Here is a 23,523-nt window from a genome sequence, read left to right as displayed (position 1 = left end):
TCAGCTCTCCTTGAACGGGAATCCGAGCTTGGTCAGCAGCGCCCGACCCTCGTCGTCGGCGCTCGCCGTGGTGACAACCGTGATGTTCATGCCGCGAGCACGATCGATGTCATCCGGGTTCAGTTCGTGGAACATCGACTGCTCGCTCAGGCCGAACGTGTAGTTGCCGTGCCCGTCGAACTGCTCGCCGGACAGCCCCCGGAAATCCCTGATGCGCGGCAGCGCGATCGTCAGCAGCCGGTCGAGGAACTCCCACATCCTGTCCCCGCGTAGCGTCGCGCGAACACCGATGGGCATGCCCTCACGCACCTTGAACTGCGCAATCGACTTACGAGCCTTGCGCACCTCGGGCTTCTGCCCCGTGATGGCAGCGAGGTCGCGCACGGCACCCTCGATCAGCTTGCCGTCTCGCGCTGCCTCCCCGATCCCCATGTTCACCACGACCTTGGTGAGTCGTGGGATCAGGTGCACGTTCGAGTAGCCGAACTGCTCATGAAGCTCGCTCGCGATCTCGTCCCTGTACCGAGTCTTGAGCCGCGGTACCGGCCTCTCGCCGCCCGCGGCGGCAGCGGTCTGCTCGTCGTTGGTTGTAGGAGCAGTCATCAGATGTCCTCACCCGTCCTACGCGAGACGCGAACCTTCTTGCCTTCCTCATCGAAGCGGTAGCCGACCCTCGTCGGCTTACCGTCCGCATCGACAACCTGCACGTTGGACACGTGGATCGGCGCTTCCTGCGTCACGATCCCGCCCGACTGGCCGCCCCGTTGCGTCTGGCTGATGCGGGTGTGCTTCTTGATCCGGTTGACGCCCTCGACGAGAACCTTGTTGTCCTCGGGGTAGGAATGGATCACCTTGCCCTTGGCGCCCTTGTCCTTACCGGCGATGACCTGGACCGTGTCGCCCTTACGCACCTTCACCTACAACACCTCCGGTGCGAGCGAAATGATCTTCATGAACTTGCGATCGCGCAGCTCGCGGCCAACAGGTCCGAAGATACGAGTACCGCGTGGGTCGTTGTCGTTCTTGATGAGCACAGCGGCGTTCTCGTCGAACCGGATGTAGGAGCCGTCCTGGCGACGCTTCTCCTTCACCGTGCGGACGATGACGGCCTTGACCACATCGCCCCGCTTTACGTTGGCCCCAGGCATGGCGTCTTTCACGGTGGCGACGATGACATCGCCGATGCTCGCGTAGCGTCGTCCGGAGCCACCGAGCACACGGATGGTCAGGATCTCCTTCGCACCCGTGTTGTCGGCGACGCGTAGTCGCGACTCCTGCTGGATCACGTCAACTCCTGTGTGTCTCGCCGGTTCTCGGTTCTCGCCCGAGCCTTGCGGAACTTGCGGGGCTTACTGCCCCCTGCTTGTTACTTGGCCTGCTCGACGACTCGTACGAGCCGCCAACGCTTCGTCGCCGACATCGGGCGGGTCTCCATGATGAGCACCCTGTCGCCCGGGCCGGCCGTGTTCTCCTCGTCGTGCGCCTTGACTCGCTTGGTCGAGCGCATGATCTTGCCGTACAGCGAGTGCTTCTTGCGGTCCTCGAGCTCGACGGTGATCGTCTTGTTCATCTTGTCCGAGACGACGAGACCCTGCCGAACCTTCCGGTAGTTACGGCCGGAATCGACCTTCTGCGCAGGCTTCTTCTCGATCTGCTGCTCGCTCATACGGTGGCGTCCTCTTCGGTGTCTACCTCGTCAGGGGAAAGGGAAAGTCCAAGCTCACGCTCGCGCATGACCGTGTAGATCCGCGCGATGTCCGTACGGACCGTCCGCAGCCGCCGGTTGTTGTCCAGCTGACCTGTCGCCATCTGGAACCGGAGGTTGAACAGCTCCTCTTTGGACTCCTTCAACCGCAGTACAAGCTCCTCGGAAGTGAGCTCACGCAGTTCCGAAGCGGCAACTCCTCCGCCCGTCTTGCTCACTGGAACTCACCACCTTCACGGGTCACGATCCGGCACTTCATCGGCAGCTTGTGAATCGCCCGACGCAGCGCTTCCTTGGCCATCGGCTCGTTGGGGAAGCTCATCTCGAACATCACGCGCCCCGGCTTGACGTTCGCGACCCACCACTCCGGCGAGCCCTTGCCCGAACCCATGCGGGTCTCCGCGGGTTTCTTCGTCAGCGGCCGGTCGGGGAAGATATTGATCCAGATCTTCCCGCCACGCTTGACGTGCCGCGTCATGGCGATACGTGCCGACTCGATCTGCCTGTTCGTCACGTAACCGTGCTCGAGCGCCTGAATACCGTACTCGCCGAAGCTCACGCTGGTGCCGCCCTTGGCTCGCCCGCTCCGTTTCGGCGCATGCTGCTTGCGGTACCTGACCTTGCGTGGGATGAGCACTACTCAGCCCTCCCCGTTCTCGTCTGTGGAGCCGGCCTCGCCCGCCTTGTCGGCGACCTCGGGCGCGGCGTCGATGGCGGCGTCCTGGCTCGTCCGTGTCTGCTTGGCCTCCTCGGCAGCCGAACGGCTGGACTCGGTGCCGGAAGCGGTGGTGCCCGCTGCTCCCGAGCGGCGGCCACGGCCCGAACGCTCACCCCGCTCCTTGCGCGGCGCCCGCTCCGAGGCAGCAGCCGAGTCACGCGCCTCGCGCGCCTTCAAGCCGCCGACCAGATCGCCCTTGTAGATCCAGACCTTGACGCCGATACGGCCGAACGTCGTACGGGCCTCGAAGAAGCCGTAGTCGATGTCGGCACGCAGCGTGTGCAGCGGAACACGACCATCACGGTAGTGCTCGGAGCGCGACATCTCCGCGCCGCCGAGGCGACCGCTGCACTGTACGCGGATGCCCTTCACCTGCGGTGACCGCATCGTGGTCTGGATGGCCTTGCGCATCGCACGGCGGAAGGCGACACGGTTCGACAGCTGCTCGGCGATTCCCTGGGCGACCAGCTGGGCGTCCGCCTCGGGGTTCTTCACCTCGAGAATGTTGAGCTGCACCTGCTTACCGGTGAGCTTCTCCAACGAGCCCCTGATACGGTCCGCCTCGGCGCCTCGACGGCCGATCACGATGCCGGGCCGCGCGGTGTGGATGTCCACACGCACCCTGTCCCGGGTCCGCTCGATCTCGACCTTCGAGATACCCGCGCGCTCCATGCCCGTCGAGAGCAGCTTGCGGATCTTGACGTCCTCGGCGACATAGTCCGCGTACTGCTTGTCGGCGTACCAGCGGGACTTCCAGTCGGTGGTGATGCCCAGCCGGAAGCCGTGCGGGTTGATCTTCTGGCCCACTACTGGCCACCTGCCTTCACGCTGTCATCGGCCTTCGCGCCGGACTGCTTCTTCTTGTTCTTCCTCTTGGTCGGCTCGCCCTTGGGGCGGGACTCGACAACGACGGTGATGTGGCTCGTGCGCCGCCTGATCCGGTACGCACGTCCCTGCGCGCGCGGCCGGATCCGCTTGAGCGTCGGCCCCTCGTCCGCGGTGGCGTTACGGATCCACAGCGTGTCCGGGTCGAGACCGAGGTTGTTCTCCGCGTTGGCGACGGCACTGGCGACCACCTTGGCCAGCTGCTTGCTGGCCGTCTGCGGGGCGAACCGGAGCACGGCCAAGGCCTCGTTGGCGCTGCGACCCTTGATCAGCTCGATCACCCGGCGCACCTTCATCGGCGAGTCACGGACGAAGCGAGCCCGCGCCACGGCGGTAGGCAGCTCTGATTCCGACACTGCCGTGTCCGTAGCGTTCACTTGGGCGTTCATCGCTGCTTCCTTCTTGCTCTCGGGTGCGGAACTGGCCCGCACACTGCCTTCGTGCCCGCTCAGCGGCGGCGTGACTTCCGGTCGTCCTTGACGTGGCCCTTGAATGTCCGCGTCGGCGCGAACTCCCCGAGCTTGTGACCGACCATCGCCTCGGTGATGAACACCGGGACATGCTTACGCCCGTCGTGCACGGCAATCGTGTGCCCGAGGAAGTCGGGCGTGACGGTCGACCGGCGCGACCACGTCTTGATCACGGTCTTCTTGCCGGACTCGTTCAGCGCGTCCACCTTCTTGAGCAGGTGGCCGTCCACGAACGGGCCCTTCTTGAGGCTGCGTGGCATATGCGATTACCTCCCTGCTCAGCGCCTCTTGCCGGTACGGCGGCGACGTACGATCATCTGGTCACTCGGCTTACGCTTGCGCGTGCGGCCCTCCGGACGACCGTTCGGGTTCACCGGGTGGCGACCACCGGAGGTCCTGCCCTCACCACCACCGTGCGGGTGGTCGATCGGGTTCATCACGACACCACGCACCGTGGGGCGCTTGCCACGCCAGCGGCTGCGGCCCGCCTTGCCCCAGTTGATGTTCGAGTGCTCGGAGTTGCCGACCTCACCGACCGTGGCGCGGTTGCGTACGTCCACGTTGCGGATCTCGCCGGAGGGCATCCGCAGCTGGGCGTTGCGGCCCTCCTTGGCCACCAGCTGCACCCTCGAACCGGCCGAACGCGCGATCTTGGCTCCGCCACCGGGACGAAGCTCGATGGCGTGGACGACCGTACCCGTCGGGATGTTGCGCAGCGGCAGGTTGTTGCCGGGCTTGATGTCGGCTCCGGCGCCGTTCTCGATCGTGTCGCCCTGCTTCACCTTGTCCGGGGCGATGATGTAGCGCTTCTCCCCGTCGGCATAGTGCAGCAGCGCGATACGGGCGGTGCGGTTCGGGTCGTACTCGATGTGTGCCACCTTGGCAGGTACACCATCCTTGTCGTATCTCCGGAAGTCGACCACGCGGTATGCGCGCTTGTGCCCGCCACCCTTGTGCCGGGTCGTGATCTTGCCGGAGGAGTTTCGCCCACCTTGCTTCGGCAGCGGACGGACCAGCGACTTCTCCGGTGTCGACCGGGTGACCCCTGTAAAGTCCGAACCGCTCGAGCCACGCCGTCCGGCGCTCGTAGGCTTGTGCTTGCGGATGCCCATTTCTACGCAGTCCTCACCCTCTAGACGGCTGAGCCGAATATCTCGATCGGCTTGCTGTCCGCGGACAGGGTCACCACGGCTTGCTTGGTGTCCTTCCGCTTGCCGTATCCCAACCTGGTCCGCTTACGCTTGCCCTGCCGGTTGAGCGTGTTCACGCCGACGACCTTGACGTCGAAGACCTTCTCGACCGCGATCTTGATCTGCGTCTTGTTGGCGTCCGGGCGGACAAGGAACGTGTACTTGTTCTCCTCGAGCAGCCCGTAGGACTTCTCGGAGATGACCGGCGCGATCAGCACGTCGCGATGATCCGGGATCGCCACGCTGCTCACTGCTCGTCACTCCCTTCGGCGTCGCTCGTGCGGGTCTTGCCCGATGCGGAACCGGACAGGAAGGCCTCGAGCGCGGACTTTGTGAAGATCACGTCGTCGTTGACCAGCACGTCATAGGTGTTGAGCTGGTCCGGAGTGATCAAGTGGACGTACGGCAGGTTCCGCGCGGACAGCCAGGCGGACTTGTCCGTGCGGTCGAGTACCACCAGCACACGCTTGGCCTCGGAGACGGCGGCGATGGCCGCCTTCGCGGTCTTGGTCGACGGCTGCTCACCACCGACCAGCTCGCTGATCACGTGTACCTGGCCTGCCCTCGCCCGGTCGGACAGTGCGCCACGGAGCGCCGCCGCCTTCATCTTCTTCGGCGTCCGCTGGCTGTAGTCGCGCGGAGTCGGCCCGTGCACGGTGCCGCCGCCGACGAACTGCGGGGCCCGGGTGGAGCCCTGCCGTGCGCGGCCGGTGCCCTTCTGCCGGTACGGCTTCTTGCCGCCGCCTCGAGTCTCGCCGCGTGTCTTGGTGTCGTGCGTGCCCTGCCGCGCGGCCGCCAGCTGAGCTGTGACCACCTGGTGCATCAACGGGATGTTCGCCTGCGCGTCGAAGACCTCGTCGGGTAGCTCGACGGTGCCGTCGGGCTTACCGGCGGGGCTCTTCACCTCGATCGTGCTCATGCCTGCACACCACCCTTCGCGGCGGACTTGACCAACACGAGTCCACCCTTCGGGCCCGGAACGGCACCCTTGATCAGGAGCAATCCGTCGTCCGCACGCACGTCGTGCACGGTCAGGCCCTGCGTGGTGACCTTGCTGTTGCCCATACGACCGGGCATCTTCTTGCCCTTGAACACGCGACCAGGTGTCGCGGCCCCGCCGATGGCGCCCGGCTTGCGGTGCACGGCTTGCGTACCGTGGCTGGCTCCCTGCCGCGAGAACCCGTGCCGCTTGATGGTGCCCGCGAACCCTTTGCCCTTGCTGGTTCCCGTGATGTCGACGGTCGAGCCTGCCTCGAACAGCTCGGCGGTGATCTCCTGGCCGACCTCGTAGCTGTCCGCGTCCGAGGTCCGCAGCTCCACGATGTGGCGCCGAGGTGTCACGCCTGCCTTCTCGAAATGACCGGACTTCGGCTTGTTGACCTTGCGCGGATCAACGGTGCCGAAGGCCAGCTGCACGGCCGAGTAACCGTCGTTGTCCTTGTTCCGCACCTGGGTAACCACGTTCGGACCAGCCTTGACGACGGTCACCGGGACGACCCGGTTCCGCTCGTCGAAGAGCTGGGTCATACCGAGCTTGGTGCCCAGAATGCCCTTCACTTGCCTGTCAGACATGAGTCTCAAATCTCCGCCGCTGCGCTGCGCTTATTGGATGTTGACGTCGACGCTTGCCGGAAGGTCGATCCGCATGAGCGCATCGACCGTCTTCGGGGTCGGATCGACGATGTCGATCAGACGCTTGTGCGTGCGCATCTCGAAGTGCTCGCGCGAGTCCTTGTACTTGTGCGGCGAGCGGATGACGCAGTAGACGTTCTTCTCGGTCGGCAGCGGCACCGGCCCGACCACGTTCGCACCGGTACGCGTCACCGTCTCGACGATCTTGCGCGCGCTCGTATCGATCGCTTCGTGGTCATAGGCCTTGAGCCGGATGCGGATCTTCTGTCCCGCCATGGTGGCAGCTCATTCCTTATCAGTCTCGTGCCGCTAACTGTCCCCAGGAACCCGCGCACACACTTTCCGCACGCGGGGCCTGGTTTCCGCACGTCAACGAGAGGACCTCCGGTCCACGCGGTCGGGCGTGTCGCGCCTGACGCACACGCAGAACCGCGACAACTCGTCGGCGTGCCAGGTAAGTCGTGTCAGTGAGGAGTGTTCCGATCCGGAAGCACTCCTGGATCGTGGCCTCGCACAAGACGGCGGCCGACGACCCCACGGTTACTCACACACAGGCGGCCGCGTTCCGCGAACCGGCCGCCCTGTGCCGAGCAACCCTCATAGTTTCGCATATCGAGTGTTGCCACCCGGAACCGGGGGTCACCGCCCCCGGTTCCGGGATCGGGCTGAGGCGGCACCGGCCGCCTCAGCCCGTGAGTCACTTGGTGATCTTGGTGACCTGGCCTGCGCCGACGGTCCTGCCACCCTCACGGATGGCGAACCGCAGCCCTTCCTCCATGGCGACCGGCTGGATCAGCTCGACACTGATCTCGGTGTTGTCACCGGGCATGACCATCTCGGTGCCTTCGGGAAGGCTCACGACGCCGGTGACGTCGGTGGTACGGAAGTAGAACTGCGGGCGGTAGTTGTTGAAGAACGGCGTGTGCCGGCCACCCTCGTCCTTGGACAGGATGTAGGCCGAGGCCTCGAAGTTGGTGTGCGGCGTAACCGCGCCGGTCTTCGTGACGACCTGCCCACGCTCGACGTCCTCACGCTTGATGCCGCGCAGCAGGAGCCCGACGTTGTCGCCTGCCTCACCGTAGTCGAGGATCTTACGGAACATCTCGACACCGGTGACCGTCGTCTTGGTCGACTTGTCGCGGATACCGACGATCTCGACCTCTTCGTTGACGTTGATCTTGCCACGCTCGACACGACCCGTGACCACGGTGCCGCGGCCGGTAATGGTGAACACGTCCTCGATGGGCATCAGGAACGGCTTGTCCGTGGCACGCACCGGGTCCGGGATGTTTTCGTCCACGGCATTCATGAGGTCCATGATCTTCTGGGCCCACTCTTCCTCGCCCTCGAGCGCCTTGAGCGCCGAGACCTGGATGACCGGGGCCTCATCGCCCGGGAACTCGTACTCGTTGAGCAGCTCCCGCACCTCGAGCTCGACCAGCTCGAGAATCTCGGCGTCATCCACCATGTCCGCCTTGTTCAGCGCGACCACGATGTAGGGCACGCCGACCTGGCGAGCCAGCAGCACGTGCTCCTTGGTCTGCGGCATCGGGCCGTCGGAAGCGGCGACCACAAGGATCGCCCCGTCCATCTGCGCCGCGCCGGTGATCATGTTCTTGATGTAGTCGGCGTGACCGGGCGCGTCGACGTGCGCGTAGTGGCGCGTCTCCGTCTGGTACTCGACGTGTGCGATGTTGATCGTGATACCGCGCTGCTTCTCCTCAGGCGCGTTGTCGATCATCTCGAACGCCGACACCTTGTTCAGCTCAGGGTGCTTCTCGTGCAGCACCTTGGTGATCGCCGCGGTCAGCGTGGTCTTGCCGTGGTCGACGTGACCGATCGTGCCGATGTTGACGTGCGGCTTGTCCCGCTCGAACTTCGCCTTCGCCACTGGAATGTCCTCCTGGACTTGTACTCGTGCTCGCGCCGTCGACTCGTGACATCGGCCGGCGCTATCTGTCTGGTCGGTGTTGTGCGGACCTTAGGGAGGACCCCTCCGCCCGCGGGGCTCTGGGGTTCTACTCCCCCGTCGCCTTGGCGATGATTTCCTTCGCCACGTTGCTGGGAACCTCGCCGTAGGAATCGAAGTGCATCGAGTAGTTCGCCCGACCCTGAGTCTTCGATCGCAGGTCGCCGACGTACCCGAACATCTCCGACAGCGGAGCCAGTGCCTTCACGACACGAGTTCCCGAACGCTCCTCCATGGCCTGAACATGACCACGGCGAGAGTTCAGATCGCCGATGACTTCGCCCATGTATTCCTCGGGCGTCGTCACCTCGACCGCCATCAGCGGTTCCAGCAGTACCGGTTTGGCCTTCTGAACGGCTTCCTTCAGCGCCATCGAACCAGCGACCTTGAATGCCATCTCAGAAGAGTCGACCTCGTGGTATGCACCGTCCACCAAGGTCACCTTGACCCCGACGAGCGGGTAGCCGGCCAACACGCCGTACTGCATGGCGTCCTGAGCACCCTCGTCGACCGAAGGGATGAACTCCTTCGGGACACGGCCACCGGTGATCTTGTTGTCGAACTCGTAGAGCGCACCGTCCGCAGAGGTCTCGAGCGGGTCCAGGTTGATGATCACCCGGGCGAACTGGCCCGAACCACCCGTCTGCTTCTTGTGCGTGTACTCGTGCCCTTCGACCGGCTTCCGGATGGTCTCCCGGTAAGCAACCTGCGGCTTACCGATGTTGGCCTCGACCTTGAAGTCGGACTTCATCCTGTGCACAAGCACGTCGAGGTGGAGCTCGCCCATGCCGGAGACGATCGTCTGACCGGTCTCCTCGTCCAGGTGGACCCGGAACGTCGGGTCCTCTTCCGCCAACTTCTGAATGGCGGTGGACAGCTTCTCCTGGTCCGAGCGAGTCTTCGGTTCGATCGCGACCGAGATGACCGGCTCGGGGAAGGTCATGGACTCGAGTACCACCGGGTTGCCGATCTCCGACAGCGTGTCACCGGTGGTGGTCTCCTTGAGGCCCTGCACGGCGTAGATGTGCCCGGCCTGAGCCTCTTCCACAGGATTCTCCTTGTTGGAGTGCATCTGGAAGAGCTTGCCGATGCGCTCCTTACGCCCCCTGCTGGCGTTGAACACCTGCGTGCCGGAGCTGATCTTGCCGGAGTACACGCGCATGTAGGTGAGTTTGCCGAAGAACGGGTGCGCGGCGACCTTGAACGCCAGCGCCGCGAACGGCTCGGTGGTGTCGGCATTCCGTGTCACCCCGGTGTCGCTGTCCGGCAGCTTGCCCTCCACCGCCGGCACATCGAGCGGGGACGGAAGGTAATCGACCACCGCGTCGAGCATGGGCTGCACGCCCTTGTTCTTGAACGCCGAGCCACACAGCACCGGGAACGCTTCCCGGTTGACGGTCAACGAGCGGATACCCGCCTTGATCTCGTCCTCGGTGAGCTCCCCACCACTGAAGTACTTGTCCAGCAGGGCCTCGTCGGTCTCCGCGACAGCCTCCACGAGCTGCTCGCGGTACTTGTTCGCCGTCTCGACGAGATCGGAGGGGATGTCCTCGATCTCGTACTTCTCGCCCTTCTGCACGTCACCGCGCCAGGTGAAGGACTTCATCGACACCAGGTCGACGACACCCTCGAAGTCGGACTCCGAGCCGATGGGTAGCTGGATCACCAGCGGGCGCGCGCCGAGGCGGTCGGAGATCGTGCCGACGGTGAAGTAGAAGTCCGCGCCCAGCTTGTCCATTTTGTTGATGAAGCAAACCCGCGGTACCTCGTACTTGTCCGCCTGGCGCCAGACCTGCTCGGACTGGGGCTCCACGCCTTCCTTACCGTCGAACACCGCGACGGCGCCGTCCAACACCCGCAGCGAGCGCTCCACCTCGACGGTGAAGTCGACGTGCCCCGGCGTATCGATGATGTTGACCTGGTAGTCACCCCAGAAGGTCGTGGTAGCCGCAGAGGTGATGGTGATGCCCCTGCTCTGCTCCTCTTCCATCCAGTCCATCGTCGCGGCGCCGTCGTGCACCTCGCCGATCTTGTAGTTGATCCCGGTGTAGAACAGGATCCGCTCGGTGGTTGTGGTCTTGCCGGCATCGATATGCGCCATGATGCCGATGTTCCGGACCTTGTTGAGGTCGGTCAGCACGTCGCGTGCCACGAGAGTTTCCCCTGTCTTCAGCGTGAATCCCGACCGGTGTGTGCCCGGTCGGGAACGGCGGTCACCAACGGTAGTGGGCGAATGCCTTGTTCGATTCGGCCATCTTGTGCGTGTCCTCGCGGCGCTTCACGCTGGCCCCGAGGCCGTTGCTCGCGTCGAGCAGCTCGTTCTGCAGGCGCTCGCTCATCGTCTTCTCCCTGCGCTGCTTGGAGTAGCGCACGATCCAACGGAGCGCGAGCGTGGTCGAACGCCCGGCGCGCACCTCCACCGGAACCTGGTAGGTGGCGCCACCGACCCGGCGGCTGCGCACCTCGAGGGTCGGCTTCACGTTGTCCAACGCCCGCTTGAGCGTGATGACCGGGTCGGTTCCGGTCTTCTCCCGGGCGCCCTCGAGCGCCCCGTACACGATGCGCTCCGCGAGTGAGCGCTTGCCGTCTCGCAACACCTTGTTGACCAGCTGGCTCACCAGCGGGGAACTGTAGACGGGATCGGAGATCACCGGCCGCTTCGGGGCCGGACCCTTGCGGGGCATCAGCTCTTCTCCTTCTTTGCGCCGTACCGGCTGCGCGCCTGCTTGCGGTTCTTCACACCCTGGGTGTCCAGCGAACCGCGGACGATCTTGTAGCGAACGCCGGGAAGATCCTTCACTCGACCACCACGCACGAGCACCATGGAGTGCTCCTGCAGGTTGTGGCCCTCGCCAGGGATGTAAGCCGTGACCTCGATGCCACTGGTCAACCTCACACGTGCGACCTTCCGCAGCGCCGAGTTCGGCTTCTTAGGGGTCGTGGTGTAGACACGGGTGCATACACCCCGACGCTGTGGGCTTCCCTTGAGCGCTGCGGTCTTCAGCTTCGCAGCCTTGTCGTTGCGGCCCTTGCGGACCAGCTGCTGGATGGTGGGCAATGGACCAGCTTTCTCTTTCGTTCACGTCATTGCTTCTCGCCTTGGCCTCGGTCCCCGAGGTCGGGCGTGTCGGCCGCTCGTAGGCCGAACGTCGAATACGACTTGCTCGAGGTATCCGAGGGGGTCTCCGTGTCGCGCCAGACGATCACCTGTGAACGGCTGAGCGCGCCCAGCGGGCATACGGAGTGGCCCGACAGCGCCGGGCACAGACGTCAAAGATACCTACCCTCATATGAGGGGGTCACATCGGGGGGCACTTCGTACCAAGCACCGCGCGTCACGATCATACCAACCTCGCGGTGACCACCAAAAGTAGCCGAACCCTACCCCACGGTCGGCGATGATGCGGCACCATGAGGTGCGTCCGGGAACGGCTGGGGGTCACCCTCCGGCACGTACGTCAACAAACCACGTGGGGGCTTTGGTGTCAGCAGAGTTCGACCGGCTCGTCGCGGAGTTCGACAAGTTCAAGTCCAAGATCCAGCAGCTCGACAGCACGTTCTCGACCGTCGACGAGATGCAGGAAGAGGTCCGCTCGCTCGAGGTGAGCGCGACGGCTCCGGATCGTTCCGTGACCGTCACCGCGGGTCCGGGTGGCTCGGTCACGGACCTGAAGCTCAGTAACGAGGCGATGCGGCAACAGCCTGCCTCGCTCGCCGCCACCATCATGGCCACCTTGCAGCAGGCGGTAGCCGAGTCCGCGCGCGAGGAGGCCGGGATCGTTGCCGCGCACATGGCCTCGAGTGCCCCGTTCGGGTCCGCGGACCAGCTGCTCGACGCCCAGTCGCAGGCGCTCGGAACCAGCAAGGAGGATCTGCGGTCCCAGATGGGGGACAGCCCGACAACGGGCTCTCGCGGCAGTGCGGCACGGCAGCCGGAACTCGACGACGAGGACGTCGGCCGGAGGTCGTTCGCCGGTAGCGCCGAGAGCACGGTGCCGGAGTCCGAGCGGGGCGGGTCCGCCGGGGACGCGTTCCTGCGCAGCCTGTTGAACGACGAGGAGGATCGGCGATGAGCGCAGCGGGATTCCGGGTGGACCCGGACGTCATCAAGAAGTACTCGGAGGACGTCGGCCAGTACTCGGACCAGGCCGCCCAGATCAAGGACCTGGTCGCGCAGGCCGACGTCGGGGATGAGTCGTGGGGCGTGGTCGGCATCTTCACGAAGGACTCGTACACGCAGGCACTGCATCAGCTCCAGGAGCAGATGCAGGCGTTGATGGACGGGGCACAGACGGCGGCCGAGAAGTTCGCGGCCACTGCCGAGGCATACCAGGAACGCGAGGACGAGGCCGTGCGAGTCATGCAGGACGTACTCGACGCCCTCGACACGTGCCCACCACCGCCCGGCATCCGGAGAGCTTGACCGTCCAGATCGTCACGGAGGTAGGAATCATGGCTGACGTCGAGGACGTTGCCTCGGACATCGATATCGAGTCGGATGACAGCCCGGCGATCGACGTAGCCGGTGGTATCGGCGAGGTACCCGTAGCAGGCAGTGCCGTCGGCCTCGCCGGAGACACGTTCGGTGCCGGGCAGAGTGTCGCGGGCCTTCTCAACGGGGGTGAGAACGAGCCCGGTGTCGGCGAGGTGGCCCTCGAGGCCGGCGATGTCCTGACCGACGCGGGCAGCTTCGTAGCCGAATGCTCCGACACGGTCACGAGCATGGTCACCAATCCAGCGGGCTGGCTGGCCGGCAACGGGCTCGATTTCTTGCTCGAGCTCATCACGCCGTTGCAAGACGCCCTGGACACGGTGACGGGGGACGCGCCCGCCCTCGAGACCGCAGCAGGGAACTTCGTGAGTATCGGCGAAGGCCTGCAACAGATGAGCGAGAACTTCGTCGAGGTCGCAGACACGTCGCTGGCCGGATGGAACGGCGAGGCTGCGGACGCGGCGCGCGACCAGCTGGCCGATTTCGCCGACGGAATCAGCGGGATCGCGGCACACTCGGGCCACGTCGCCGAGATGCTCGAAGCATCCGCAATGGTCATGGAGGCCGTTGAGGAAGCCGTCAAGTCGCTGATCTCCGACTTCGTCGGATGGTTGATCATGACGTGGGTTCCCGCACTGGCTTCGAGCGTGGCCAGCCTGGGCTCTTCCATCGCTGCGGCCCAGGCCGTCACCGCGACCAGGGCGGCGATCACCTCCTCACGAGTGGGGCGCACGGTACAACGTCTCGTCGACCTGTTGAGGAAGGTCTCCGCGTTCTTCGACAAGATCAAGAGGCTGCTGGGCACCGGTGGCGGCATGCTCGGCAAGGCACTCGGCGGGAACGCAGGCAGTTCCGTCGGCTCGTCCGTGGGTGAGGCCGTTTTCGCGGGTGGAAGCGCGTACGTCCAGCAGCGGACAGGCTTCGACCCGGGAGCCGCCCCACTCGAGATGGCCCCGTCGTTCGCCGATCACCACGTCGCACAAGCCCAGGACGGTTCCCCGGACATTCCCGAAGAGCAACCGTCGCACACCGGGACCCGTCAGAACCTGGACGTCTAGCGGGACCCGACCGCCGTCCCGTCCCATCGACATCGCCCGTCCGCGGCGGGATCTATTCGAAGGGAAATCATGCACCCGGACACCCTCGGCAATATCCTCCTGGCCGGTATCGGATTACTCGTCGTACTCGCCCTGGTCGCGATTCCCTTCGCGAAGAAAAAGCGCGACCGGAAGGTCGCCGACCTGGCACGGCAACTCTCGGCCGTCGAACGATCCAACGACCTCAGCAATCCCCCGAGCTTCGGCGTGCGCCCCAGAACCATCACCGGGGTCGGTGGCGTCCCGCGCATTCACGGCGATTTCGACCGCGTGATCGAGGCCAGTTACCACGGGCACACCGTCCTCGTGATCGACTACACGCTCAACTGGAACTTCAAGGACTCGCGAACCGGCGAAACAATCGACCGATGGAACATCTACGACCCGGGGCATGTCGGCGTCGAAAACACGAAACGCGGCGAGACCATGCAGGTTCCCCAAATCAGTCGCGGGGATACGTCGCGGCGAATCATCTATGAACGACACATGGTGCAGGTCCGGACACCATCGGTACCGACGCTGTGCATCCAGCGCCGGATGCGCAACTTCCGCCGAAACCACCCGACGAGTATGCACTTTGTGAGTGACGAGGACCTCGAGGAGTACACCGTAGGCGACGCTCGGTTCGACGAGCTGTTCCAGGTACTGACCGCCGAACCGGCGTTCGCGGGCGCTGTCCTGTCGCAACCCGTCGTCCACGCTATGACCAGCGACAAGTGGTTCCACAAGCGCATGGTCGTCTTCGAGGGCGGCGCGCTGTGGACCCAGGACAAGGCACACATGTACGACACCGACATCCGCGACACCATCGACCGCCTCATCCGCTTCGGGCAGATGATCCCGCAGGACGTGTGGAACAGGCACCGCCTGACCCAGTAGTCGCGCCGCTCGCCTCTATCGCGCGCTGCGCTGCGCCGTTACGGGTGTGATGGCCGATACACCGCATCGGCTGACGATGCGGAGTATCGCGTCATGAGTCGCGACCGTCGCCATCTCCCCGGTGTCAAGCCCATCGGCGCCGGCCCCCACACCGGCTCACGATGACCAGGAGGAGGGCGACATGTACGCCAACGCAGCGCGCAACGACCGATTCATCAACCTGCACAGCGAGCACACGCCGGTGCTCTCCCGCTGGTCGTACCACCCGGAGGAACCGTTCTCCATCACCGTGGCGTTCCAGACGGGCGTGGATCAGTGGGTCGAGTGGGTCTTCGCACGGGACCTGTTGATGGCAGGCGTGGCCGGCCCGGCCGGCATCGGTGACGTCCGTTTCATCCCCTTCGACGACGGTGACGAGCGTCTCCTGCTGCTGCAGATCGAGTCCGACCAGGGACGGGCGTCCTGGTTCCTGGACCGGCGGGAAGCGGAAGAGTTCCTCGAGGTCACTCTCGAGGAGGTTCCGGCAGGTGCCGAGGAGCAGTACTTCGATGTCGACAAGCTGATCGAGGAGATCGCCGACGTCTGAGCCGGGTACACGGCTTCGGACGCGCCAGGCACGACACGGGAAAAGGCCCGGGGACGCGGGGGCGTCCCCGGGCCTTCGTGTCATCCGGGTTCCGGTTGAGACCGGCCTGTAGGCGCGCCTACCGGAAGTCTCGTCCGAAGTCGTAGTCGTCGAGTGGCACGGCCACACCGGTACCCGTACCGAACACGTCGGGCGTGTAGTACCCGTCGTCGTAGGACGGGATCGCGTATGCCGCGACCCTGGCCTCCTCCGTCGGCTGCACCTGGATGTTGCGGTACCGGTTGATGCCGGTACCGGCCGGGATCAACTTACCGATGATCACGTTCTCCTTGAGCCCGACCAGCGCGTCCGACCTGCCGTTGATCGCGGCATCGGTGAGCACGCGAGTGGTCTCCTGGAAGGAGGCCGCCGACAACCACGAATCCGTGGTCAGTGACGCCTTCGTGATACCCATCAGCACCGGTCGACCCGAGGCCGGGTCACCGCCCTCGGCCACAGCCTGGCGGTTGACCGCCTCGAACTTGGTCCGTTCGGGCAGTTCACCCGGCAGGAAGTCCGTCGCACCGGAGTCGATGACCGTGACACGGCGCAGCATCTGCCGGACGACGACCTCGATGTGCTTGTCGTGGATAGACACACCCTGCGCGCGGTACACCTTCTGCACCTCGTCGACGAGGTGGATCTGCGCCTGCCGCGGGCCCATGACGCGCAGCACCTCGTGCGGATCGGGCGTACCCTCCAGCAGCTGCTGGCCGACCGCGACATGATCGCCGTCGCCGAGCGGCCCGTCCGGGGTGATGGCCAGTCGCTGACGTCTGGACAGCTTGTCCATCACGATCTCGTCGCTGCCGTCGTCCGGGATCAGCGTGATCTTCCAGTACCGTTCGCTCTCTTCCACCCGGATACGCCCGTCGACGTCCGCGATCGGCGCCTTGCCCTTCGGCATCCGGGCCTCGAACAGCTCCTGCACACGCGGCAGACCCGTCGTGATGTCGTCACCGGCGACACCACCCTGGTGGAAGGTACGCATGGTCAGCTGCGTACCGGGCTCACCGATGGACTGCGCCGCGACGATACCGACGGCTTCACCGACATCGACGAGCTTGCCGGTAGCCATCGAGCGCCCGTAACACATCGCGCAGACGCCGGTGCCCGACTCGCAGGTCAGGACGCTACGCACCCGCACCTTGGTGACCCCCAAGGAGGTCAGCTTCTCGATAGCCGGGTCGCCGAGGTCGTCACCGCGGTTGACGGCGACGTTGCCGTCGGCATCGGTGGCGTCCTCGGCAAGCGTCCTGGCGTACACGCTGGCCTCGACGTGCTCCGGTCGCTGCAACGAGCCGTCGGCGGTCTTCTCCGCGATGGTCATGAGGATGCCGCGGCTGGTGCCACAGTCGCGCTCGCGCACGATGACGTCCTGGGAGACGTCGACCAGGCGCCGCGTCAGGTAACCCGAGTCGGCAGTACGCAGCGCCGTGTCGGCGAGACCCTTGCGAGCACCGTGCGTGGAGATGAAGTACTCCGCCACCGACAGACCCTCACGGAAGTTCGCCTTGATCGGGCGTGGGATGTACTCACCCGTGGGGTTGGACACCAGACCACGCATACCAGCCAGCGAGCGAACCTGGGTCATGTTCCCGCCTGCACCGGAACGCACGATCATCGCGATCGAGTTGTCGTCCGGGAAGCTGGCCTCCATCGCCTCGGCCACATCCTCGGTGGCCCTTGCCCACACCTTGACGAGCTCGGCGTTGCGCTCGGCATACGAGAGCTGGCCGCGCTGGTAGCGCTTCTCCACCTTGGCCGCCGTTTCCTCGTACTCCTCGAGCAGCCGCGACTTCTCCTCCGGAACGATGACATCGGAGATGGACACCGTCACGCCGGAACGGGTGGCCCAGTAGAACCCGGCGTCCTTGAGCTTGTCGAGGATCTGCGCCACGTACGTCATCGGGTAGCGCTCGGCGAGATCGTTGACGATCGATGCCTGGCTCTTCTTCGGCAACGCCTCGTTGACGAACGAGTAGTCGGGTGGAAGCAGCTCGTTGAACAGGACCCTGCCGAGTGTCGTGTCCGCCAGCCACGGCTCACCCGGCTCGCGACCCTGTTCGCGGTAGGCCTCCTCCTCGCCCTTCGGCGGCTCACGGTCATAGATCCGGATCTTGACCGGCGCCTGCAGACCGATCATGCCCCTGTCGAAGGCCATGATCGCCTCGGCTGTCGAGGAGAAGGTCAGACCGGCACCCTCGGCGTTGTCGTCCTGCCGTGTCAGGTGGTACAGGCCGGTGACCATGTCCAGCCGAGGCATGGCCAGCGGCCGCCCGGAGGCCGGCGACAGGATGTTGTTCGCCGACAGCATCAGCACCCGCGCCTCGGCCTGTGCCTCCGCGGACAGCGGCAGGTGCACCGCCATCTGGTCACCGTCGAAGTCGGCGTTGAACGCCTCGCACACCAGCGGGTGCAGCTGGATGGCCTTGCCCTCGACCAGCTGCGGCTCGAACGCCTGAATGCCCAGCCTGTGCAGCGTGGGCGCCCGGTTGAGCAGCACGGGGTGCTCGGTGATGACCTCTTCGAGGACGTCCCAGACCTGGGCGCGGGATCGCTCGACCATCCGCTTGGCGGACTTGATGTTCTGCGCGTGGTTGAGATCCACAAGGCGCTTCATCACGAACGGCTTGAACAGCTCCAGCGCCATCTGCTTGGGCAGCCCGCACTGGTGCAGCTTCAGCTGCGGACCGACGATGATGACGGACCGGCCCGAGTAGTCGACACGCTTGCCGAGCAGGTTCTGCCTGAACCGGCCTTGCTTCCCCTTCAACAGGTCGGACAGCGACTTGAGCGGCCGGTTACCCGGACCGGTGACCGGCCGGCCGCGACGCCCGTTGTCGAACAGCGCGTCGACAGCCTCCTGGAGCATCCGCTTCTCGTTGTTGACGATAATCTCGGGTGCACCGAGGTCCATCAGACGCTTGAGGCGGTTGTTCCTGTTGATCACTCGCCGGTACAGGTCGTTGAGGTCGGAGGTGGCGAACCGGCCACCGTCGAGTTGCACCATCGGACGCAGGTCCGGCGGGATCACCGGAACCGCGTCGAGCACCATGCCACGCGGGTCGTTGTTGGTGGCCTGGAACGCCGAGACCACCTTCAGGCGCTTGAGCGCACGGAGCTTGCGCTGCCCCTTGCCGTTGCGGATGACCTCGCGCAGCGACTCGGCCTCGGCATCGACATCGAACTCGGCGGCAAGCTTCTGGATCGCCTCGGCGCCCATGCCGCCGGTGAAGTACTCGCCGTAACGGTCGTAGAGCTCGCGGTAGAGGGTCTCGTCCGAGATCATCTGCCGCGGCTCGAGCTTGGTGAAGGTGTTCCACACCTCTTCGAGGCGGTCCAGATCGCGCGTGGCCTGCTCGCGGATCTGGCGCATCTCGCGCTCTCCGCCTTCCTTGACCTTCCTGCGCGTATCCGACTTGGCGCCTTCCGACTCGAGCTCGGCGAGGTCCGACTCGAGCTTCTGGGCACGCGCCTCGATGTCGGCGTCCCGCTTGGACTCGATCGACTTGCGCTCGGCGGCGATCTCGTTCTCCAGCGTCGGAAGGTCGTTGTGCCGCAGCTCCTCGTTGACGCTGGTGACCACGTACGCGGCGAAGTAAATGATCTTCTCGAGATCCTTCGGCGCGAGGTCGAGAAGGTACCCGAGCCGGGACGGAACACCCTTGAAGTACCAGATGTGCGTCACGGGCGCGGCGAGCTCGATGTGGCCCATCCGCTCACGGCGGACCTTGGCGCGGGTGACCTCGACACCGCACCGCTCACAGATGATGCCCTTGAAGCGCACCCGCTTGTACTTACCGCAGTAGCACTCCCAGTCCCTGGTCGGACCGAAGATCTTCTCGCAGAAGAGCCCGTCCTTCTCCGGCTTGAGCGTGCGGTAGTTGATCGTCTCCGGCTTCTTCACCTCGCCAAAGGACCACTGGCGGATGTCGTCAGCTGTGGCCAGGCCGATGCGGAGCTCATCGAAGAAATTGACGTCCAGCACGTCGGTTCTTCTCCCCTTTTGGTCGTTCGGCTGAGTAGTGGGGCCGATCGGCTCGCTCGGGCGGTTCTACGCGAACCGCCCGAGCGGGCGAGGTCAGTGCACGACGTCGTCCACGGAGGGCGACTCGTTGCGGGACAGGTTGATGCCGAGATTGGCCGCGGCGCGTTCCAGATCCTCGTCATCCGAGTCGCGCATCTCGATCGCGCCGCCGTCGGTGGACAGCACCTCGACGTTGAGACACAGCGACTGCAGCTCCTTGAGCAACACCTTGAACGACTCGGGGATCCCCGGCTCGGGGATGTTGTCCCCCTTGACGACCGCCTCGTACACCTTGACGCGGCCGACAACGTCGTCCGACTTGATCGTGAGCAGCTCCTGCAGCGTGTAGGCCGCGCCGTAGGCCTGCATCGCCCAGCACTCCATCTCACCGAACCGCTGACCACCGAACTGTGCCTTACCGCCGAGCGGCTGCTGGGTGATCATCGAGTACGGCCCGGTCGACCGTGCGTGGATCTTGTCGTCGATCATGTGGGAGAGCTTGAGCGTGTACATGTACCCGACAGCGACCTTGTACGGGTACGGCTCGCCCGACCTGCCGTCGAACAGCGTGGCCTTACCGTCTCCACCGACGAGGCGCTCACCGTCCCGGTTCGGGTTCGTGCTCTCCAGCAGCCCGGTGATCTCGTGCTCCTTGGCACCGTCGAAGACCGGCGTCGCGGTGTTCGTGCCGGGCTCGACCTCGTAGAGGTCCTCCGGGAGGTCCTTCGCCCACTCCGGGGTCCCCTCGACCTTCCATCCCTGGGAGGCCAGCCATCCGAGGTGCATCTCGAGGACCTGCCCGATGTTCATGCGTCGTGGCACACCGTGCGTGTTGAGCACCATGTCCACCGGCGTGCCGTCCTCGAGGAACGGCATGTCCTCCTCAGGCAGGATCTTGCCGATCACGCCCTTGTTGCCGTGCCTGCCGGCCAGCTTGTCACCGTCCTGGATCTTGCTCTTCTTCGCGACGTAGACGCGGACGAGCTCGTTGACGCCCGCGGGTAGCTCGTCGTCCTCGTCACGGGAGAACATGCGGATGCCGATGACCTTGCCGGTCTCCCCGTGCGGGACCTTCAGCGAGGTGTCTCGCACCTCGCGCGCCTTCTCCCCGAAGATGGCCCGGAGCAGGCGCTCCTCCGGAGTCAGCTCGGTCTCACCCTTGGGCGTGACCTTCCCGACGAGGATGTCGCCGTCGCGCACCTCCGCACCGATCCGGACGATGCCGCGCTCGTCGAGGTCGGCGAGGACGTCCTCGGAGACGTTCGGGATGTCCCGCGTGATCTCCTCGGCACCGAGCTTGGTGTCCCGGGCGTCGACCTCGTGCTCCTCGATGTGGATCGAGGTCATCACGTCATCCTGGACGAGCCGCTGGGAGATGACGATGGCGTCCTCGTAGTTGTGCCCCTCCCACGGCATGATCGCGCACAGCAGGTTCTTACCGAGGGCCATCTCGCCGTTCTCTGTCGAGGAACCGTCGGCGATGACCTGGCCGACCTCCACACGCTGACCCTCGTGCGCGATCGGCTTGTGGTTGATGCACGTGCCCTGGTTGGACCTGCGGTACTTGTACAGCCCGTAGGACTTGCGGCTCCCGTCGTCGTGCATGACGGTGATCAGGTCCGCCGATACCTCCTCCACGATGCCGGCCTGCTCGGCGAGCAGCACGTCGCCGGCGTCGACCGCGGCACGAAGCTCCACACCGGTACCCACGAGCGGCGAGGTGTTCCGCAGCAGCGGCACCGCCTGCCGCTGCATGTTCGCGCCCATCAGTGCGCGGTTGGCGTCGTCGTGCTCGAGGAAGGGGATCATGCCGGTCGCGACCGAGACCATCTGCCGTGGCGAGACGTCCATGTAGTCGACGCCCGAGGGCGCGACCAGCTCGACCTCGCCACCCTTCTTACGCACGAGGACGGACTCGTCGGTGAAGTTGCCGTTCTCGTCGATCGGCGCGTTGGCCTGGGCTTTGACGAAACGGTCTTCCTCGTCCGCGGTCAGGTAGTCGACCTGGTCGGTGACCTGACCGTCGACGACCTTCCGGTACGGGGTCTCGATGAAACCGAACGGGTTGACCCGCGCGTAGGAGCACAGCGAGCCGATCAGGCCGATGTTCGGGCCTTCCGGCGTCTCGATCGGGCACATCCGCCCGTAGTGCGAGGGGTGCACGTCGCGGACCTCCATGCCCGCCCGCTCCCTGGAGAGCCCCCCGGGTCCGAGCGCGGAGAGGCGACGCTTGTGCGTCAGCCCGGCGATGGGGTTGCCCTGGTCCATGAACTGGGACAGCTGGGAGGTCCCGAAGAACTCCTTGATCGCCGCCACGACCGGCCGGATGTTGATCAGGGTCTGCGGGGTGATCGCCTCGACGTCCTGGGTGGTCATCCGCTCCCGGACAACCCGCTCCATCCGGGAGAGCCCCACCCGGATCTGGTTCTGCACCAGCTCCCCCACGGTACGGAGTCGCCGGTTACCGAAGTGGTCGATGTCGTCGGTCTCCACCGGGACGGTCCTGCCGTCCTCGGGCCCCGGGGCACCTCCCGCAGGCATCTCGGTCTCGCCCGCGTGCAGGCGCACCAGGTACTCGATGGTGGTGATGATGTCGTCCTCGGTCAGCGTGCCACCCTCGTACGGCAACGACAGCCCGAGCTTCTTGTTCATCTTGTAGCGGCCGACGCGTGCCAGGTCGTAGCGCTTGTTCTTGAAGAACAGGTTCTCCAGCAGCGTCTGGGCGCTCTCCTTGGTCGGCGGCTCACCAGGACGCAGCTTGCGGTAGATGTCCAGCAGCGCCTCGTCGGTGCCTGCCGTGTGGTCCTTCTCCAGCGTCGTCAGCAACGTCTCGGAGAAGGAGAAGCGCTCACGAATGGCCTCCGCGCTCCACCCCAGTGCCTTCAGCAGCACGGTCACCGGCTGCCGGCGCTTCCTGTCGATGCGCACGCCGACGGTGTCCCGCTTGTCGACGTCGAACTCGAGCCACGCGCCCCGGCTCGGGATCACCTTGACGCTGTAGACGTCCTTGTCCGAGGCCTTGTCGATCGACTGGTCGAAGTACACGCCCGGCGAGCGCACCAGCTGCGAGACCACGACCCGCTCGGTGCCGTTGATGATGAACGCGCCCTTGTCGGTCATCACGGGGAAGTCGCCCATGAAGACCGTCTGGGACTTGATCTCACCGGTGTTGTTGTTGACGAACTCGGCGGTGACGAACAGCGGAGCCGCGTACGTCATGTCCTTGTCCTTGCACTCCTCGACGGAGGCCTTGACCTCGTCGAAGCGCGGATCGGAGAAGGACAGCGACATGGCGCCGGAGAAGTCCTCGATCGGAGAGATCTCGCTCAGGACCTCCTCGAGGCCGCCGACCGGGTTGTCGTCGCCCTCGTTGACGGCGCGCTCGAACCACGCCTCGTCACCTGTGAACCATTCGAACGATCTGAGCTGCAGGTCGAGCAGGTCAGGAGTCGCCAGAGGTTCACGAATCTTCGCGAAGGAGACCCGAGGGGGCGCTCCTGGGATTCCCGATGAAGTGACAGCAGATGTGCTCGCAGTTGTAGCCTGGTTCGCGGGAGAGACTGCCAAGATGCGTCCTTCCGGGGACAAATGAGCGGTTGAACAGCCACGTCACGGTGCCATAGGGTCATGGCAACTCCGTTACGCGAACTGCCAAGGGTGCGGTGGTGCCCACCATCGTAACGCCCGGCTCAGCGCAGCATGAAAGCGGGCAGCGCAAAAGGTCAGTCTAGCCGTCCACAGCGCGGCTGTCGAGGGGACGCGCCCAGCTCCACCCAGCGGGGTCCCAACTCACACCGCAGCCGCTCAGCTGCTCGTCACGACCGACACACC

The 23,523-nt window shown here is 65.2% G+C and carries 25 protein-coding genes; 5 read left to right on the top strand and 20 right to left on the bottom strand.

Translation table 11 applies throughout. From position 1 onward, the window contains the following. From rplE to rpsL, 18 genes are all read right to left on the bottom strand, one after another. Positions 1-603, bottom strand: coding sequence for a 50S ribosomal protein L5 (gene rplE, locus CHB84_RS15535; RefSeq protein WP_089302336.1), 603 nt, complete (start codon positions 601-603; stop codon positions 1-3). Continuing rightward, positions 603-917 carry a 50S ribosomal protein L24 gene (gene rplX / locus CHB84_RS15530; protein WP_089302335.1) on the bottom strand — a complete coding sequence of 105 codons (315 nt, stop codon included), beginning with the start codon at positions 915-917 and terminating at the stop codon, positions 603-605. Before rplX ends, rplE begins: the two co-directional genes overlap by 1 nt. Further along, on the bottom strand, positions 918-1,286 hold the full coding sequence (rplN, locus tag CHB84_RS15525; protein WP_089302334.1) for a 50S ribosomal protein L14: 369 nt from the start codon (positions 1,284-1,286) through the stop codon (positions 918-920). A gap of 80 nt (positions 1,287-1,366) precedes the next feature. Then, positions 1,367-1,666: a 30S ribosomal protein S17 gene (gene rpsQ / locus CHB84_RS15520; protein ID WP_089302333.1), complete on the bottom strand. Its 300-nt coding sequence runs from the start codon at positions 1,664-1,666 to the stop codon at positions 1,367-1,369. Then, positions 1,663-1,923 carry a 50S ribosomal protein L29 gene (rpmC, locus tag CHB84_RS15515; RefSeq protein ID WP_089302332.1) on the bottom strand — a complete coding sequence of 87 codons (261 nt, stop codon included), beginning with the start codon at positions 1,921-1,923 and terminating at the stop codon, positions 1,663-1,665. Before rpmC ends, rpsQ begins: the two co-directional genes overlap by 4 nt. After that, the gene (gene rplP / locus CHB84_RS15510; RefSeq protein ID WP_089302331.1) at positions 1,920-2,342 is read right to left on the bottom strand and encodes a 50S ribosomal protein L16; all 423 of its coding nucleotides are present in this window, start codon (positions 2,340-2,342) and stop codon (positions 1,920-1,922) included. The genes rpmC and rplP overlap by 4 nt, the downstream gene beginning before the upstream one ends. Positions 2,343-2,345: 3 nt before the next feature. Next, positions 2,346-3,230 carry a 30S ribosomal protein S3 gene (gene rpsC, locus CHB84_RS15505; protein WP_089302330.1) on the bottom strand — a complete coding sequence of 295 codons (885 nt, stop codon included), beginning with the start codon at positions 3,228-3,230 and terminating at the stop codon, positions 2,346-2,348. Continuing rightward, positions 3,230-3,685 (bottom strand): 50S ribosomal protein L22, encoded by a 456-nt coding sequence (gene rplV / locus CHB84_RS15500; RefSeq protein ID WP_425432309.1) that lies wholly within the window; start codon positions 3,683-3,685, stop codon positions 3,230-3,232. Before rplV ends, rpsC begins: the two co-directional genes overlap by 1 nt. Positions 3,686-3,756: 71 nt before the next feature. Continuing rightward, on the bottom strand, positions 3,757-4,038 hold the full coding sequence (rpsS, locus tag CHB84_RS15495; protein ID WP_089302328.1) for a 30S ribosomal protein S19: 282 nt from the start codon (positions 4,036-4,038) through the stop codon (positions 3,757-3,759). 18 nt (positions 4,039-4,056) lie between these two features. Beyond that, a complete protein-coding gene (rplB, locus tag CHB84_RS15490) occupies positions 4,057-4,890 on the bottom strand; it encodes a 50S ribosomal protein L2 (protein WP_089302327.1) in 834 nt (277 codons plus the stop codon). A 20-nt stretch (positions 4,891-4,910) separates the two neighbouring features. Further along, positions 4,911-5,219: a 50S ribosomal protein L23 gene (rplW, locus tag CHB84_RS15485; protein WP_089302326.1), complete on the bottom strand. Its 309-nt coding sequence runs from the start codon at positions 5,217-5,219 to the stop codon at positions 4,911-4,913. Beyond that, on the bottom strand, positions 5,216-5,887 hold the full coding sequence (rplD, locus tag CHB84_RS15480) for a 50S ribosomal protein L4 (protein WP_089302325.1): 672 nt from the start codon (positions 5,885-5,887) through the stop codon (positions 5,216-5,218). Before rplD ends, rplW begins: the two co-directional genes overlap by 4 nt. Then, positions 5,884-6,540, bottom strand: coding sequence for a 50S ribosomal protein L3 (gene rplC / locus CHB84_RS15475; RefSeq protein ID WP_089302324.1), 657 nt, complete (start codon positions 6,538-6,540; stop codon positions 5,884-5,886). The genes rplD and rplC overlap by 4 nt, the downstream gene beginning before the upstream one ends. Before the next feature lie 30 nt (positions 6,541-6,570). After that, complete coding sequence (gene rpsJ / locus CHB84_RS15470) at positions 6,571-6,876, bottom strand: 30S ribosomal protein S10 (RefSeq protein ID WP_089302323.1); 306 nt, start codon at positions 6,874-6,876, stop codon at positions 6,571-6,573. A 421-nt stretch (positions 6,877-7,297) separates the two neighbouring features. Continuing rightward, complete coding sequence (gene tuf, locus CHB84_RS15465; RefSeq protein ID WP_089302322.1) at positions 7,298-8,491, bottom strand: elongation factor Tu; 1,194 nt, start codon at positions 8,489-8,491, stop codon at positions 7,298-7,300. Between the two features lie 127 nt (positions 8,492-8,618). Beyond that, the gene (fusA, locus tag CHB84_RS15460) at positions 8,619-10,721 is read right to left on the bottom strand and encodes an elongation factor G (protein ID WP_089302321.1); all 2,103 of its coding nucleotides are present in this window, start codon (positions 10,719-10,721) and stop codon (positions 8,619-8,621) included. 61 nt (positions 10,722-10,782) lie between these two features. Next, complete coding sequence (gene rpsG, locus CHB84_RS15455; protein WP_089302320.1) at positions 10,783-11,253, bottom strand: 30S ribosomal protein S7; 471 nt, start codon at positions 11,251-11,253, stop codon at positions 10,783-10,785. Next, the gene (gene rpsL / locus CHB84_RS15450) at positions 11,253-11,627 is read right to left on the bottom strand and encodes a 30S ribosomal protein S12 (protein WP_089302319.1); all 375 of its coding nucleotides are present in this window, start codon (positions 11,625-11,627) and stop codon (positions 11,253-11,255) included. Before rpsL ends, rpsG begins: the two co-directional genes overlap by 1 nt. A 424-nt stretch (positions 11,628-12,051) precedes the next feature. On the opposite strand from rpsL, the gene CHB84_RS15445 reads away from it, so the two are divergent. The 5 genes from CHB84_RS15445 (at position 12,052) to CHB84_RS15425 (ending at position 15,623) form a co-directional block, all read left to right on the top strand. After that, positions 12,052-12,642, top strand: a complete 591-nt coding sequence (locus tag CHB84_RS15445; RefSeq protein ID WP_089302318.1) for a YbaB/EbfC family nucleoid-associated protein — start codon at positions 12,052-12,054, stop codon at positions 12,640-12,642. Then, positions 12,639-12,992, top strand: a complete 354-nt coding sequence (locus CHB84_RS15440; RefSeq protein WP_089302317.1) for a type VII secretion target — start codon at positions 12,639-12,641, stop codon at positions 12,990-12,992. The genes CHB84_RS15445 and CHB84_RS15440 overlap by 4 nt, the downstream gene beginning before the upstream one ends. Before the next feature lie 29 nt (positions 12,993-13,021). After that, on the top strand, positions 13,022-14,119 hold the full coding sequence (locus CHB84_RS15435) for a WXG100 family type VII secretion target (protein ID WP_141134707.1): 1,098 nt from the start codon (positions 13,022-13,024) through the stop codon (positions 14,117-14,119). 69 nt (positions 14,120-14,188) lie between these two features. Continuing rightward, positions 14,189-15,037 (top strand): hypothetical protein, encoded by an 849-nt coding sequence (locus tag CHB84_RS15430; protein ID WP_089302315.1) that lies wholly within the window; start codon positions 14,189-14,191, stop codon positions 15,035-15,037. 181 nt (positions 15,038-15,218) lie between these two features. Beyond that, a complete protein-coding gene (locus CHB84_RS15425; RefSeq protein WP_089302314.1) occupies positions 15,219-15,623 on the top strand; it encodes an SsgA family sporulation/cell division regulator in 405 nt (134 codons plus the stop codon). A 118-nt stretch (positions 15,624-15,741) separates the two neighbouring features. On the opposite strand, the gene CHB84_RS15420 is transcribed toward CHB84_RS15425, so the two are convergent. Both CHB84_RS15420 and rpoB read right to left on the bottom strand, forming a co-directional pair. Then, complete coding sequence (locus tag CHB84_RS15420) at positions 15,742-19,653, bottom strand: DNA-directed RNA polymerase subunit beta' (protein ID WP_089302313.1); 3,912 nt, start codon at positions 19,651-19,653, stop codon at positions 15,742-15,744. A gap of 93 nt (positions 19,654-19,746) precedes the next feature. After that, complete coding sequence (gene rpoB / locus CHB84_RS15415) at positions 19,747-23,259, bottom strand: DNA-directed RNA polymerase subunit beta (RefSeq protein WP_089302312.1); 3,513 nt, start codon at positions 23,257-23,259, stop codon at positions 19,747-19,749. Positions 23,260-23,523 lie beyond the last annotated feature (264 nt).

Origin of the sequence: Haloechinothrix alba, from assembly GCF_900188115.1 — a bacterium.
In the GTDB taxonomy this organism is placed as follows: domain Bacteria; phylum Actinomycetota; class Actinomycetes; order Mycobacteriales; family Pseudonocardiaceae; genus Haloechinothrix; species Haloechinothrix alba.
This window is presented reverse-complemented; position numbering and strand designations above follow the sequence as displayed.

Excerpts from the sequence above, each read along its gene's own strand:
- rplE (WP_089302336.1), bottom strand. The coding sequence starts at position 603 with ATGACTGCTCCTACAACCAACGACGAGCAGACCGCTGCCGCCGCGGGC.
- rpsQ (WP_089302333.1), bottom strand. The coding sequence starts at position 1,666 with ATGAGCGAGCAGCAGATCGAGAAGAAGCCTGCGCAGAAGGTCGATTCC.
- rpsS (WP_089302328.1), bottom strand. The coding sequence starts at position 4,038 with ATGCCACGCAGCCTCAAGAAGGGCCCGTTCGTGGACGGCCACCTGCTC.
- rplB (WP_089302327.1), bottom strand. The coding sequence starts at position 4,890 with ATGGGCATCCGCAAGCACAAGCCTACGAGCGCCGGACGGCGTGGCTCG.
- rplD (WP_089302325.1), bottom strand. The coding sequence starts at position 5,887 with ATGAGCACGATCGAGGTGAAGAGCCCCGCCGGTAAGCCCGACGGCACC.
- rplC (WP_089302324.1), bottom strand. The coding sequence starts at position 6,540 with ATGTCTGACAGGCAAGTGAAGGGCATTCTGGGCACCAAGCTCGGTATG.
- rpsJ (WP_089302323.1), bottom strand. The coding sequence starts at position 6,876 with ATGGCGGGACAGAAGATCCGCATCCGGCTCAAGGCCTATGACCACGAA.
- rpsG (WP_089302320.1), bottom strand. The coding sequence starts at position 11,253 with ATGCCCCGCAAGGGTCCGGCCCCGAAGCGGCCGGTGATCTCCGATCCC.
- CHB84_RS15440 (WP_089302317.1), top strand. The coding sequence starts at position 12,639 with ATGAGCGCAGCGGGATTCCGGGTGGACCCGGACGTCATCAAGAAGTAC.
- CHB84_RS15435 (WP_141134707.1), top strand. The coding sequence starts at position 13,022 with ATGGCTGACGTCGAGGACGTTGCCTCGGACATCGATATCGAGTCGGAT.
- CHB84_RS15430 (WP_089302315.1), top strand. The coding sequence starts at position 14,189 with ATGCACCCGGACACCCTCGGCAATATCCTCCTGGCCGGTATCGGATTA.
- CHB84_RS15425 (WP_089302314.1), top strand. The coding sequence starts at position 15,219 with ATGTACGCCAACGCAGCGCGCAACGACCGATTCATCAACCTGCACAGC.